General features: G+C 67.8%; 13 protein-coding genes. 3 read left to right on the top strand and 10 right to left on the bottom strand.

Translation table 11 applies throughout. From position 1 onward, the window contains the following. The 4 genes from AO501_RS18060 to lipB form a co-directional block, all read right to left on the bottom strand. A partial coding sequence (locus AO501_RS18060; RefSeq protein WP_156452649.1) for a PE family protein occupies window positions 1-1,906 on the bottom strand: 1,906 nt, incomplete at its 3' end. A gap of 382 nt (window positions 1,907-2,288) precedes the next feature. After that, on the bottom strand, window positions 2,289-3,041 hold the full coding sequence (locus AO501_RS18055; RefSeq protein WP_055579018.1) for a DUF4191 domain-containing protein: 753 nt from the start codon (window positions 3,039-3,041) through the stop codon (window positions 2,289-2,291). Between the two features lie 26 nt (window positions 3,042-3,067). Next, window positions 3,068-4,003: a lipoyl synthase gene (gene lipA / locus AO501_RS18050; RefSeq protein ID WP_055579017.1), complete on the bottom strand. Its 936-nt coding sequence runs from the start codon at window positions 4,001-4,003 to the stop codon at window positions 3,068-3,070. Then, window positions 4,000-4,689, bottom strand: coding sequence for a lipoyl(octanoyl) transferase LipB (gene lipB / locus AO501_RS18045; protein WP_055579016.1), 690 nt, complete (start codon window positions 4,687-4,689; stop codon window positions 4,000-4,002). Before lipB ends, lipA begins: the two co-directional genes overlap by 4 nt. A gap of 60 nt (window positions 4,690-4,749) precedes the next feature. On the opposite strand from lipB, the gene AO501_RS18040 reads away from it, so the two are divergent. Continuing rightward, window positions 4,750-5,106 carry a DUF1622 domain-containing protein gene (locus AO501_RS18040; RefSeq protein ID WP_055579015.1) on the top strand — a complete coding sequence of 119 codons (357 nt, stop codon included), beginning with the start codon at window positions 4,750-4,752 and terminating at the stop codon, window positions 5,104-5,106. A gap of 17 nt (window positions 5,107-5,123) precedes the next feature. Here the strand turns inward: AO501_RS18040 and AO501_RS18035 are convergent, their stop codons facing one another. The 4 genes from AO501_RS18035 to sucB form a co-directional block, all read right to left on the bottom strand. Next, window positions 5,124-5,804, bottom strand: coding sequence for an RraA family protein (locus tag AO501_RS18035; protein ID WP_231752529.1), 681 nt, complete (start codon window positions 5,802-5,804; stop codon window positions 5,124-5,126). Window positions 5,805-5,829: 25 nt separating this feature from the next. After that, window positions 5,830-6,582, bottom strand: coding sequence for a flavodoxin family protein (locus tag AO501_RS18030; RefSeq protein ID WP_055579013.1), 753 nt, complete (start codon window positions 6,580-6,582; stop codon window positions 5,830-5,832). 101 nt (window positions 6,583-6,683) lie between these two features. After that, the gene (locus tag AO501_RS18025) at window positions 6,684-7,595 is read right to left on the bottom strand and encodes a TIGR01777 family oxidoreductase (protein ID WP_055579012.1); all 912 of its coding nucleotides are present in this window, start codon (window positions 7,593-7,595) and stop codon (window positions 6,684-6,686) included. Between the two features lie 16 nt (window positions 7,596-7,611). Further along, window positions 7,612-9,459: a 2-oxoglutarate dehydrogenase, E2 component, dihydrolipoamide succinyltransferase gene (gene sucB / locus AO501_RS18020; protein WP_055579011.1), complete on the bottom strand. Its 1,848-nt coding sequence runs from the start codon at window positions 9,457-9,459 to the stop codon at window positions 7,612-7,614. Between the two features lie 230 nt (window positions 9,460-9,689). On the opposite strand from sucB, the gene AO501_RS18015 reads away from it, so the two are divergent. Continuing rightward, entirely contained in the window at window positions 9,690-11,471 is a 1,782-nt protein-coding gene (locus AO501_RS18015) for an SDR family oxidoreductase (protein WP_055579010.1), read from the top strand. Here AO501_RS18015 and AO501_RS18010 read toward each other — a convergent pair. Further along, on the bottom strand, window positions 11,468-11,812 hold the full coding sequence (locus AO501_RS18010) for a hypothetical protein (protein WP_055579009.1): 345 nt from the start codon (window positions 11,810-11,812) through the stop codon (window positions 11,468-11,470). The two genes, AO501_RS18015 and AO501_RS18010, sit on opposite strands and share 4 nt — an antisense overlap. 151 nt (window positions 11,813-11,963) lie before the next feature. Here AO501_RS18010 and AO501_RS18005 point away from each other — a divergent pair, with 151 nt between their 5' ends. Further along, the gene (locus tag AO501_RS18005; RefSeq protein WP_055579008.1) at window positions 11,964-12,428 is read left to right on the top strand and encodes an SRPBCC family protein; all 465 of its coding nucleotides are present in this window, start codon (window positions 11,964-11,966) and stop codon (window positions 12,426-12,428) included. Window positions 12,429-12,487: 59 nt separating this feature from the next. Here the strand turns inward: AO501_RS18005 and AO501_RS18000 are convergent, their stop codons facing one another. Next, window positions 12,488-14,038 carry a leucyl aminopeptidase gene (locus tag AO501_RS18000; RefSeq protein ID WP_055579007.1) on the bottom strand — a complete coding sequence of 517 codons (1,551 nt, stop codon included), beginning with the start codon at window positions 14,036-14,038 and terminating at the stop codon, window positions 12,488-12,490. Window positions 14,039-14,059: the final 21 nt, after the last annotated feature.

Genomic DNA, 14,059 nt, shown 5'->3' with positions numbered 1-14,059 from the left:
CGTTACCGCCGGCCCCGCCGTCGACGTACGTGGCGTTCCCGGCTGCACCTGCTCCGCCGTCGCCGGGGGTGCCGGCGCTGCCGCCGTCGCCGCCGTTGCCGTACTTTCCGCCATTGCCGCCGATACCGCCGTCGCCGCCGTTGCCGTACTTTCCGCCATTGCCGCCGATACCGCCGTCGCCGCCGGCCCCGCCGGTGCCGCCCGGGTTGCCCGTGCTGCCTAGGAAGAACCCGCTGCCGCCGGTGCCGCCAGTGCCGCCGGCACCGCCCTTGCCGCCGTTTCCGCCGCTGGTGGGCGAGAAGCCGGCGCTGCCGTTCGCACCGATGGTGGATCCGGTACCGCCCGTGCCGCCGGCGCCGCCGGCGCCCGGGTCACCGCCATTGCCGCCCTTGCCACCTGCCCCGCCATCCTGACCGGGACCGCCCAGGACGGTTGAGTTGGCACCGGCCCCGCCGGCCCCGCCGACGCCGCCGCTGCCGGCCGTCCCACCGGCGCCGCCGTTGGCGGCGGCCCCGCCGGCGCCATCGGTTCCCGTGTTGCCGTGCGCAGCCGTGCCTCCGCTGCCGCCCTTGCCGCCGTTGCCGCCGGCTCCGCCGTTGCCTCCGCTGCCGCCCTTGCCGCCGTCAAGGCCATCAGAGCCGATGCCGCCGTTGATGCCGCTGCCGCCATTGCCGCCGTTGCCGCCGGCGCCGCCGGGGGCCCCCAGGCCCCCCTTGCCGCCGTTGCCGCCGTTGCCGGATATCGAGCCGCCTTGGCCGCCGCTGCCGCCGCTCCCGCCGTTGCCGCCCGACTGACCGATGTCGCCGTTGCCGCCGGCCTGACCGGTGCCATCGAGCCCTGCCTGTCCGCTTTTGCCTGCCACGCCGGCGGCGCCGTTGCCGCCTTGGCCGCCTGCTCCGCCATTTCCGACCGAGCCGCCGTTACCGCCGGCGCCGCCCTTGCCGCCGTTGGCGCCGGGGGTGACGGCGTTGAACCCGGCGCCGCCGGCGGCGCCGTTGCCGCCGGTGGTGACCGCGGCTCCTGGGGTGCCGTCGGTGCCTTTGGTGCCGCCGGTGCCGCCGATGCCGGCTGCGCCGCCGGTGCCGGCCGCGCCGACGGTGCCGGGGTTGCCGCCGTTGCCGCCGGCCCCGCCGTCGATGAAGGTGGCAGTGCCGGCTGCGCCGGCGCCGCCGTCACCGGGAGCCCCGGCGTTGCCGCCTTTGCCGCCGGCGCCTCCGTCACCGTTGGCGCCCAGGATGCCGTGGGCTGAGGCGCCGCCGTCACCGCCGGCCCCGCCGGCTCCACCGGCTCCGCCGAGTCCGAGGCCGCCGATGCCGCCAGATCCGCCGTTGCCGTACAGCCACCCGCCAGTACCTCCGGCGCCGCCGTTTGCGCCGGTTCCGCCGGCGCCACCGGCGCCACCGTTGCCGAACAGGCCGGCGGCACCGCCGCTGCCGCCCTTCTGGCCGGCCGCTCCGGATCCGCCATTACCCCCGTTGCCGAACAGCAGGCCGCCGGCTCCGCCGTTCTGGCCGGTGCCGGGCAACCCGTTGGCGCCGTTGCCGATCAGCGGGCGGCCCAGCAGGGTCTGGGTGGGGGTGTTGATGGCGCCGAGCAGGTTCTGCTCGATCGTCTGCAGTGTCGAGTTCACCGCATCTGCGGTGCCGTAGGCGTTTCCGCCCGCGGTCAAAACCCGCACGAACTCCTCGTGGAATGCGGTCGCCTGGGCGCTGACGGCGCGATACATCTCGCCGTGCCCGTTGAACAGCGCCGCGACGGCGGCCGACACCTCGTCGGCGCCTGCGGCGAGCACCTCCGTTGTCGAGGTCGCCGCCGCGTTGTTGGCGGCGCTGACCGCCGACCCGATCCCCGCCAGATTCGAGGCCGCCGCCGAAACTGCCTCCACCGACACCGTCACAAACGACACTGCTGTCCTCCCACCGTCGAGACCCGGCTCACCGACGGGTCGCTACGAAATGCCCGAAATATCAGGCGCAAACGTACGGGAATTATGACGCGATTCACACTTCTTTATCAAAACGTTATAAAAAATCTTTTAACAGCGGCGTCAATGTGAAGCGGTTATACAGAAAGGCAGATATTGCAATTTTACAGAGTTTTTGTAAATCGGCTTTACAAAGCGATCATTAACGGACCGCGCGGGAACATGCTGGCAGCGCGCGTAGGACGCCTGAGCGGTATTGACACCGGTGCAGATACCGAACCGCGCCGTCGTAATTCCGCCAGGCGCAGCCTGTTGAATTCAAATTACCCGAATTGCCGGGCTGTTGTCGCGATGCGGGCGCTTATTAACGGCGGCGTACGGTCCGCTGGACACCGCGCATCTTGCCGGAATTGGGCAGCGGGCCTTTGGGCATCATGGCGGCCCCGGCTCGCGAACCGAGGGCGGCCAGTCGCGATTCCAGCGTGTCCATCTGCTTGACGGTGATATTGGCCGGCAGGCGATTCAAATGGCGCTCCAGCTTGGCCAGCGCGACCTCGCCCTCGCCGTTGCCGACGATGATGTCGTAGATCGGCACTTCACCGACCACTCGCGCCGTGCGCTTCTTTTCCTGTGCGAGCAGCGGTTTGACGCGGGTCGCCGAACCCTCGCCGACCAGGATGACGCCGGGCCGGCCGATCACCCGGTGCACCGCATCGAAGTGTCCGGTCGCGGCCACCCCGGGGGTCACCCGCCACTTGCCCCGCAAATTGTCCAGCACCCACGCGGCGGCTCCGGTCTGGCCCTCGGCCTGCTGGAAGACGCTGCGCTGGGCCCGGCGGCCGAAAATGATGAACGCCACCAGTGCGCCCAGCAGCAGACCGATCGGGATCATCATGATCATGGTCAGCCCGCCGGCCCACACCCCGACCGCCACGCTGACCGCCACGATCAGCACGAACGCGCCGATCATGTAGGGCAGCAGGCGCTTGTCCTGCTTGCGCTGCATGTTGAACGCCTGCCACAGCTGAGCGCGGCGTTGTTTGGAAGCAGCCTTGCGGGCGGCCGCCGCCTCGGCCTTGGCGGCCTTGTTTTCCGCAGCAGTTCGGGATTTCGCCATAGTCACTAAGGATACGTATGCGCGGGTTATCCGGGCGCCGAGGTTCGCGCCGTGCGGGCCTGCTCGTAGAGCCGACCGGCCCGGTAGGAAGAGCGAACCAGCGGCCCGGCCAGCACCCCGGCGAAGCCCAACCCTTCGGCGAACCCGGCGAACTCGACGAACTCATCCGGGGTCACCCACCGTTCGACCGGATGATGACGCGCTGTCGGCCGCAGGTACTGGGTGATGGTGACGATGTCGCAGCCGGCGGCGTGCAGGTCGGCCAGCGCGGTGCGCACTTCCTCGGGCGTCTCGCCCAGACCGAGGATGAGGTTGCTCTTGGTGACCAGGCCGAATTCACGCGCTGCGGTGAGCACATCGAGGCTGCGCCGGTAGGTGAACGCCGGGCGGATCCGCTTGAAGATGCGAGGCACCGTTTCGACGTTGTGCGCCAATACTTCCGGACGGGACTCGAAGACCTCGTCGAGGCGGTCGGGCTCGCCGTTGAAGTCCGGAACCAACAGCTCGACGCCGGTGGACGGGTTGAGTTCCTTGATGGCCCGCACCGTCTCGGCGTACAGCCAGGCGCCGCCATCGGGCAGGTCATCGCGGGCGACGCCGGTCACCGTGGCGTAGCGCAGGCCCATCGTCTGCACGCTCTCGGCCACCCGGCGCGGCTCGTCGCGGTCGAGCTCGGCGGGCTTGCCGGTGTCGATCTGGCAGAAATCGCAGCGCCGGGTGCACTGGTCGCCGCCGATCAGGAAGGTGGCCTCCCGGTCCTCCCAGCATTCGAAGATGTTGGGGCAGCCGGCCTCTTCGCAGACGGTGTGCAAACCCTCGCGCCGGACCAGACTCTTGAGTTCGGTGTACTCCGGTCCCATCCGGGCCCGCGTCTTGATCCAGGGCGGCTTGCGCTCGATCGGAGTCTGGGCGTTGCGCACCTCGAGGCGCAACAGTTTCCGACCCTGAGGAGCGACAGTCACGTATTCGATGCTACGCGGCCGGCCAAGTGATCCCGTACCGGCAGCAACCCGTCCAGGGCGTCGCACACGGCATCGGCGACGGCGGCACGCACGTCGTCCACCGCGACACGGCGGCCGAGTTCGGCGGACAGCGACGTGACTCCGGCGTCGGTGATGCCGCACGGCACGATCGCGGTGAATGACGCCAGGTCGCAGTCGCAGTTGAGGGCGAACCCGTGCAACGTCGTCGAGCGAGCCACCCGCACTCCGATCGCGGCGACCTTGCGGGCCGGCCGGCCCGGGACCCAGACCCCGGAGCGTCCGTCCACCCGCGCGGTTTCCAGGCCCAGATCGCCGCACACTTTGATCAGCGCCTCCTCGAGCCGCCGCACGTAGTTGACGACGTCGAGGGGCTCGGCCAGCCCGATGACGGGATAGCCCACCAGCTGCCCGGGGCCGTGCCAGGTGATCTTGCCGCCGCGATCGGTGTCGACGACGGGAGTTCCGTCCAGCGGCCGTTCATGCGGTTCGGTGCGGCGGCCGGCGGTGTAGACGGCGGGATGCTCGAGCAGCAGCAGGGTGTCGGATCCGCCCGCGACCCGGGCGTCGGCCAGCTCGCGCTGCAGCTGCCAGGCGTCCTGGTAGTCGATGGTGCCGAGCTGCCGTATGTCGATCGTTGCGGGGCTGGACCGGATTGAACCCGTCACGTCAGCGACGTTACGCGAAGCACCGGTCCGACGGTTCCGCCAGCCGCTAATCTGCCTGCCATGAATCTGCTGCAGATCGTGGACCACGTCGGCTCGGCCATCGATGTCGCAGGTGTTTCGGTGATCGTGGTCGGCTGCCTCATCGCCTGTTCGCTGTTCCTCGTACATGTGGCGCGGGACGCAGCCCAGGCCTATCGCGATCTGCGCAACAACCTGGGACGCGCGATTCTGATCGGACTGGAATTTCTGGTGGCCGGCGACATCGTCAAGACGATCGTCGTCACGCCCAACACGCAGCACGTCGCCGCACTGGCCGGGGTGGTGGCCATCCGGACCTTCCTCAGCCTCTCGCTGACCGTGGAAATGACCGGGAAATGGCCGTGGCGGGAAGCTGATTCGAAGGCGGCGGCCGCTTGAGCTGACCGCCGGCGTCCTCACAACTCGCCACTGCCCTGACGGAGGACGGTCTCGGGGTCTTCGTTCTTGAGGCTTTCCTTGGCGGCGTCCATCTTGTGCATGATGTTGCGCGCCTTGGTCAGGATGGCTTCGGCCTCAGCACCCGGAATCACCACGGCGGTAGACCCTTTTGCAAAGATGACATCGCCGGGTACGACGGTGACGCCGCCGACGGCGATCGGGACGTCGGCCAGGTAGGGCTGGACCTCGTTGCCGCCCGCGCGCACCGTTTCGCCGCGGCTGTAGGTGGCGAACCGGTAGGTGTTCAGCTCTTCGTAGTCGCGCAGCTTGCCATCGGCGAGAATGCCTGCCATGCCCAGGTTTTCCACCCGGCTCAGCTTGGTGCCGCCGCCCAGCGACGTGTGGGGGTAGCCGTTGGAGGCCATCACCAGCACCGCGCCCCTGGGGTCATGTTTTTCGACGGCGCGGTAGATAGCCGGCCCGAGGCTGTGCTTTTCGGGATCCATCAGGTCCTTGCGCACCGGCAGATAGGAGATCGTCACCGCCGGGCCGACGAGTGTCCGGCTGGGATCGGGGCTGTCGAGATCGATGATGTGGGAGCGGTGCGCATGCGTCATCGTCATCGCGTCGACCACATCGGCGACTCCGAGACCCGCGACCAACTCGGCCAGTTCCATCACACCGACCTTTCTTGTCAACTCACAAAGTTTTCAACATTGTCGATCAATCTGGCATGTTGTCGCGCATATAGCTGATGGCAAGGTTCATCGCGGCCGCCTTGACTTCGTTGCGCTGCATCATGATTGCGTTGTGCCGTGCGATGTTGATCGGGTACGGATTGTCCCGCAGCAGTTTCGCGCCGAAGAGCAAATTGAGCGCGGTCAGTTCGGCGTTGCGCCGCACATATGGCGACAGTTCGCCGCCGGCCTCGATATAGCTGGCTCCCGGCCCGGCATCCCCGACCCAGTACAGATCGGTATTGGGCGGCACCGTCACCCCGAAGTGCAGCAGGTTTGCGAAGGTGTTGGCGACGCAGTCGTGGCTGCCGTCCTCATTGCCGGTGACCACACACCCGGCCACCGTTCCGTAGAGCGGAAACTGGCCGGTGCGCTCGCACATCACCGTCTTGGTGGTGCCGTCCAATCGCTCGATCACCCGCTGCATCACCGAGGACCGCACCCCCATCCAGATCGGCATGGCAGGCACGATGATGTTGCAGCGCTTGACTTTTTCCAGGATGACCGGCCATTCGTCGCCGTCACCTTCGTCGTTGCCGATGCCGGGTTTGACGTCGTAATCGACGACGCGGACGATCTCGGTTTCGATGTCGGGTTCGTGGGCTCGCAGTCGTTCGATGAGCAGATTGCACAGTGCCTCGGTGTTGGAAACCTCCGGCCCCTTCTTCAGGGTGCAGTTGAGGAAGAGTGCATACAGCGGCCCCTCCTTTTTCACGTCATGAAAAACCGAGGCAGTCACTGGTCTCCATTGGTCTCACTTGGTTCGTGGCACCCGCTCATAAGCGCCGGAAGCAAGATACCGCAGAAGTCGCTGGTGCGAAATGGGTTCCGTAAGGGTATTCAATCCTGCTCACGACGGGCCGTGGCGTACCCGAGTGCCTCGCCAATTGTGTTGTGGTGGAACTGAAAACCCGCTTGTTCCAGGGCCGTCGGAATGGCGCGCTGACCCGTGAGCAGACCCTCGTCGGCGAATTCCCCGAGCGCCGCGCGCACCGCGAAACCCGGCACGGCCATCGGCGTCGGGCGGTTGACCGCGCGGCCGAAGGCGGTGGTGAACTCCGCGTTGGTCACCGGTGCCGGTCCGGTCAGGTTCACCGGTCCGGACAACGTCGGGTGGGAGATGGCGAACAGTAGCGCGCGGACCTCGTCTTCGAGACTGATCCAGGACATGTACTGACGGCCGCTGCCCAGTCGCGCGCCGAGTCCCACCGAGAACACCGGCCGCATCATCCGCAGCGCGCCGCCCGAGGGGGCCAGCACCAACCCGGTGCGGGCCAGCACCACCCGAACGCCTTCGTACTGTGCCGGCAATGTGGCGGCCTCCCAGTCCACACACAACTGGGCCAGAAAGCCCCGTCCGGCGGCGTCGGTTTCGTCGACCACGCGCTCTCTGGTGTCGCCGTAGTAGCCCACCGCGCTGGCGTTGATGAGTGTGCCGACACCGGCGTCGGCGACGGCGGCCGCGAGCACTTCCGTCGGCGCCAGCCGGCTGTCGCGCAGGCTCTGTTTGAACGCACCCGACCACCGGCGCTGGCCGACGTTCACGCCACACAGGTTGACCACCACGTCGACGTCGGCCAGCGCCTCCGGGTCGAATTCACCGCTCTCCGGATTCCAGTGCAGCTCTTCGGAATTCGCCGGGGCGCGACGCACGATGCGCAGCACCTCGTGGTCGGCCGCGCGCAGCGCGGCAGTCAGCGCCGAACCGATCAAGCCAGACGAACCCGCAATCGCGATCACCGCTTTGGCCACGGTTCGGGAGTCCTCCTTACAGCCCCAGGTCGGCCTCGAAGGCTCCCTCTTCGAGTCGGTGCTTGATCGTGCTCACGAATCGTCCGGCGTCCGCGCCGTCGATGAGTCGGTGGTCATAGGTCAGCGGCAAATAGCTGATCGACCGGACACCGATGGACTCGTTGCCGAATTCGTCGACGATGACTCGGGGACGTTTGACGATGGCACCCGTTCCCAGCATGGCGGCCTGCGGCGGCACCAGGATCGGGGTGTCGAACAGCGCGCCCTGGCTGCCGATGTTGGTGATGGTGAAGGTTCCGCCCGACAACTCGTCGGGTTTCAGGTTGCCCGACCGTGCCCGGGCGGCGATGTCGGCGATCGCGCGCGCCAGTCCGGCCAGGGACAAGTCGCCGGCGTTGTGGATGACGGGGGAGAGCAGGCCCTGCTCGGTGTCGACGGCGAACCCGAGGTGCTCGGCGTCGTAGTAGGTGATCTCCTTGGTTTCCTCGTCATAGCTGGCGTTGACGTTCGGGTGGATCTTGAGGGCGTCGATGGCCGCCCGCGCGATGAACGGCAGGAAGGTCAGGTTCACCCCCTCACGCTCGGCGAACGCGGCCTTGGCGCGGTTGCGCAGCGCCACGATCTTGGTCATGTCGACCTCATGGGTCTGGGTGAGCTGCGCCGTCAGCTGCAGCGATTCGCGCGTTTTCTTGGCGGTGATCTGGCGGATCCGGTTCGCCTTCTGCTTGGTTCCGCGCAGATGTGCCAGTGACGGGGCCGGAGCAGCCGCGGCCGCGGGCTTGGCCGCGGGAGCCGAGGGCTGGTCGGCCGGCTTTGCCTCCTCCTTCGGTTGCTGCTTCTTCTCAGCTTCCTTTTCAGCAAAAGCCAGGACGTCCTGCTTGCGGATTCGGCCGCCGACGCCGGTGCCGCTCACCTCGGACAGGTCGACGCTGTGTTCGGCGGCCAGCTTGCGGACCAGCGGCGTCACGTACGGGCCGCCGTCCGACGCCGCGTCGGGTTCCGGTTGTGGCTCAGCCTTCTTCGGCTCGGGCTTGGGTTCTTCCTTGGGCTCGGGCGTGGGCTCGGGCTCGGGTTCCTTCTTGGCCTCAGGCTCGGGCTCGGGCTCGGGCTCGGGCTCGGGTTCCGGCTCGGGCTCTTTCTTGGGCTCGGGCTCGGCCTCCGCCTTCTCCTCGCTGGGTTGAGCCTTCGGCTTGGAAGTGGAGGACCCGCCGGAATCGGAACTGCCGACCTTGGCCAGTTCCCCGCCCACCTGAACCACGTCATCTTCTTCGGCCGTGATGCTGACCAGCACACCCGCCACGGGTGAGGGGATCTCGGTGTCCACCTTGTCGGTGGACACCTCCACCAGCGGCTCGTCAACCTGGACGGAGTCGCCGACCTTCTTGAGCCACCGCGTCACGGTGCCTTCGGTCACCGACTCGCCCAACTCCGGCATCAGCACCGGGGTCGCGTCGCCGCCGTCTCCGCCGCTGGACTTCTCCTGCTTGGGTTCGGGCTCGGGTTCCTCCTGCGCCGGCTCCTCGGCTTCGGAGGGCTCCTCCTGGGCTTCCTGCTGGGCGGGGTCCGAGGAGTCCTGGGCTTCGTCTTGGCCCTTATCGTCATCCGAGCTGTCGTCCGAGTCGTCGCCGGGATCGCCGATGACGGCCAGATCGCCGCCGACCTCTACGGTGTCGTCTTCCTGGGCGATGATCTTGGTGAGCACGCCCGCGGCCGGCGACGGGATCTCGGTGTCCACCTTGTCGGTTGAGACCTCGACGAGTGGCTCGTCGACTTCGACCGTGTCGCCTTCCTGCTTGAGCCAGCGGGTCACCGTTCCCTCGGTGACGCTCTCACCAAGTGCCGGCATCTGGACGGAGAAGGCCATCTGAGTTGACTCCTCGAACGGTCGTCGGATCGGCGCAGGTCGACCTCTGGCTTACCACACCGTAAGGAACCGGGTGGGCAACCCATGTCGAGGTCAAAACCTATCCTTTCACTCTGCCACCGGCCACCCACATTCAGGGCGCGGCGACTTCGGTTGCGTGTCGTGACGGTTGCGCTTGCTACGGTGTGGCCACTGGTTCCCGACGACAAGTCGCAGGTGGCGGAGGTTTGATGCCGGCAACACAACATGCACCCCAGCAGTTCGTCGACAGCGCGGACGGTGTCCGGATCGCCGTCTACGAGGAGGGCAACCGCGAAGGACCGACCGTCGTGCTGATGCACGGCTGGCCGGACTCCCATGTGCTGTGGGACGGCGTGGTGCCGTTGCTGGCACAGCGGTTCCGGGTGCTGCGGTTCGACAACCGCGGCGTCGGGCTGTCCTCGGCGCCCAAGCCGGTGTCCGCGTACAGCACCGCCCGGATGGCCGACGACTTCGCAGCCGTCATCGGCGAGCTGAGCCCCGGACAGCCGGTTCACGTGCTGGCCCACGACTGGGGCTCGGTGGCGGTCTGGGAGTACCTGAGCCGGCCCGGCGCCGCAGACCGGGTCGCGTCGTTCACCTCGGTGTCCGGCCCGGCCCAGGACCAGCTGGTCGGGTTCATCTTCGGTGCGCTGCGCCAGCCGTGGCGGGTCCGGAAACTGGCCCAGGCGATCAGCCAGGTGCTTCGGTTGACCTACATGGCTTTCTTTTCGATCCCGTTGCTGGCGCCGCTGTTGCTGCGGTTGGCGCTGTCGAGTTCGGCGGTGCGGCGCAGCATCGTCGACAACATCCCCGTCGAGCAGATTCACCATTCCGAGAAGTTGCCCAGCGACGCGGCCACGTCGGTGAAGACCTACCCCGCCAACTACTGGCGCTCGTTTTCCGGGAAGTTCCGCCGGCAGGGCGTGCGCGTCATCGACACGCCGGTGCAGCTCGTCGTCAACACCAGGGACAAGTACGTCCGGCCGCACGGGTACGACGAGACCGGCCGCTGGGTACCACGGCTGTGGCGGCGCGACATCCGGGCCGGTCATTTCTCACCGATGTCGCACCCACAGGTGATGGCCGCCGCCGTGCACGACTTCGCCGATGTGATCGAGGGCAAACAGCCGAGCCGGGCGATGCTGCGGGCGCAGGTAGGCCGTCCCCGGGGCTACTTCGGCGACACGCTGGTATCGGTGACCGGGGCGGGCAGCGGCATCGGCCGCGAAACCGCGATCGCGTTCTCGCGCGAGGGCGCTGAGCTGGTGATCAGTGACACCGACGAGGCCACCGTCAAGGAGACCGCCGCCCAGATAACCGCCTTTGGCGGCACCGCCCACGCCTACGTGCTCGACGTCTCCGACGCCGACGCCGTCGAGTCGTTCGCCGAGCGGGTCTGCGCCGAGCACGGCCTGCCCGACATCGTCGTCAACAACGCCGGCATCGGCCAGGCGGGCGGATTTCTCGACACCCCGCCCGAGCAGTTCGACCGGGTGCTCGACGTCAACCTCGGCGGGGTCGTCAACGGTTGCCGGGCGTTCGGCAAGCGCCTGGTCGAGCGCGGCACCGGCGGACACATCGTCAACGTGTCGTCGATGGCGGCCTACGCCCCGCTGCAGTCGCTGAGCGCTTACTGCACGTCCAAGGCGGCGACGTTCATGTTCTCCGACTGCCTGCGGGCCGAACTCGACGCCGCCGACGTCGGCCTGACCACGATCTGCCCCGGCGTCATCGACACCAACATCATTGCCACCACCCAGTTCGTGGCCGGCGGCAAGGACGACGAAGTCGTCGACGGCCGGCGCGGACAGCTGGACAAGATGTTCGACCTGCGCAGCTACGGGCCGGACAAGGTCGCCAACGCGATCGTGTCCGCGGTCAAGAAGAACAAGCCGATCCGGCCGGTCACCTTCGAGGCCTACGCGCTCTACGGGGTGTCGCGGGTGCTGCCCCAGGCACTGCGCAGCACGGCACGGATGAAGGTGATCTAAACGTCGACCGGCGCGCCCCGGGTGCGCCGTACCAGCAGCGCCCCGGCGACGCCGACGATGCCGATCACCGTCAGCGGGACCGTCCACATCCGCCGGCTCGACACCGCGGACTCACACTGAGCCACGAAGTCGGTGTGCGGAATGATCTGGTTGAGGATCGGGATGTTGGCGCCATTGCGGTCATTGGCGGCCCGGGCTCCGGAGAGATCCGTGGCCAGCCCGTTGCCGCAAGACACCGTTCCGCCGTTGCTGTTGGACACCTGGACGGGCACCAGCAACCCAATCACGCCGGCTACCAAGAGCACGGCACTCACCGCGATGATTAACCGTCGTACAGTCACTTTTCGGCCTTTCCCGAGGAGGACCTTGCTGGTGCTGTAGTAGCCGCGACGGTTTCGAGCTAAACGCTGCAATGTTTGCCAGGACCCGTAGCGGTACTTTCCGGCGCCCGGGGTACTCCGCGTTGATGATTCCAACGCGGAAGGACTTGTCATGAGTTTGACGAAGGAATTGACCACCGTCCGAGACGTGTCGGCATCCCGCCAGGCGGTGTGGGACGTCATGGCCAACGGCTGGACGTACACGCAGTGGGTGGTCGGAAACAGCCGGACCCGGGCCGTCGACTCGAACTGGCCGGAACCCGGGTCGGCCATCAAGCACTCGGTCGGGGTGTGGCCCCTGGTCATTAACGACAAGACGGAGGTTGAAAGCTGCACACCAGGTGCGGAACTGGTGTTGAAAGCCCGGGTCGGGTTGTTCGGGGCCGCACGAATAACGCTGCGGCTCAGTGATATTCCGGACGGGTGCCGGATCGAGATGATCGAGGTGCCGGTCACCGGGCCGGCCCGCCTGCTGCCCGACCAGATGGCGCTGGCGGCGGTCTATCCCCGCAATCGTGAGTGCCTATGGCGCCTCGGGGCCCTGGCGGAACGACTCAATCCCAGCCAGGTCAGCTAGCCACGGGACGCGGTCGAAGCGGTGGTGATCGGCGCCGGGCCCCATGGGCTGGTGGGCGGCTACCCGTTGCTGACGATGTCTTCGAGCACCGCGAACATGGTGCGGGTGGGTACGCCGGTGGCGCCTTTGGGCGTGCATCCCCACGGGCTGCCGGTGTTGTAGGCCGGGCCGGCGACGTCGATGTGTGCCCACTGCACCGACTCGTCGACGAACTCGCGCAGGAACACCCCGGCCACCAACATGCCGGCGAACCGCTGACCGCTGATATTGGACAGGTCGGCCACCGTTGACTTCAGGTCGTCCTTGAGCTCGTCGGGTAGCGGCATCGGCCAGCCGTTCTCGCCCACCCGCTGCGAGATCGCGGCGACGCGATCGCGGAACTCCTCGCTACCCATCACCCCCGGGATGCGCGCACCCAGCGCCACCGTCTGCGCGCCGGTGAGGGTGGACGTCTCGATCAGGTAATCCGGATTGTCCTCACACGCCCGCACGATGGCGTCGGCCAGGATGAGCCGGCCCTCGGCGTCGGTGTTCTGCACCTCGACGGTGATGCCGCCGTACTGGGTCAGCACGTCGCCGGGCCGCTGCGCCGTCCCGGACGGCATGTTCTCGGCCATCGGCACCGTGGCGATCACATCGATCGGCAACTGCAGCTGGGCGGCCAGCGTCACCGTCGCGATCACGGCGGCCGCCCCACCCATGTCCGAGGTCATGTGGTGCATCGACGCGGCCGGCTTGATCGAGATTCCGCCCGTGTCGAAGGTGACGCCCTTGCCGACCAGGGCGACCTTCTTCGCCCGCTTCGGGTTCTTGGCCAGCCGCGACCCCCGGTGGATCAACCGCACCAGCCGCGGCGGCCGCGAGGACCCCTGGCCCACCCCGATCACCCCGCCGAAGCCCGCCTTCTTCAGCGCCTTGTCGTCGAGCACCTCCACTTCGAGGCCGACCGATTCTCCCAAAGCCTTTGCGCGCGTCGCGAATTCGGCCGGGAAAAGATGACTCGGCGGGGTGTTGACGAAATCGCGCGCGGTGGCCACCGCAGTCGCTACCGCCGTCCCGTGCGCGCTCTGCTTCTTGGCATCACGGGCGGTCGACAGCACGGTGAGCTTGCGGAGCCCGGCGTCCTTGGGAGCGGTCTTGGCGCTGCGGAAGGCGCTGAACCGGTAGCTGCCCAGGATGAGGCCTTCGACCGCGGCCTCGCAGGTGCCCTCGCCAGGCAGGTCGGCCAGTGTGGTGATCACGGCCTCGGCGGTGCCGAGCGACCGCGCTGCGACCCCGGCCGCCTTGCGGATCGAGTCACTCGCCCATTCGTCGCGCTGCTTGCCCAGGCCGATGGTCAGCACGCTGGCCACCGGCAGCGACGACACCACCAGCCGGTGCACCTGCTCGGTCGCGCCGGTGGCGCCCAATGCCTGCAGGCCGGCCTCGATTTCGGTCACGGCCTCGGCGGGCAGCGGCACGGTACCGGCGGCGACGGTGGCGCCCGGTGCGTCCTTGTCGCCGCTCGACACGACCGGTACCAGCAGGACCGAGGAACCCACACCGCGTTTGGGCAGCGAGGTCGCGACATTGACGGTGGGAGCCTGGTAGCCCGAAGAAGTGGTGGTCACGACGAATAACCCTAGTCGGAC

The organism is Mycobacterium gordonae, from assembly GCF_001417955.2.
GTDB lineage: Bacteria > Actinomycetota > Actinomycetes > Mycobacteriales > Mycobacteriaceae > Mycobacterium > Mycobacterium gordonae_B.
Note: the sequence above shows the minus strand (reverse complement) of the source record. Positions and strands in the feature narration are given on the sequence as shown.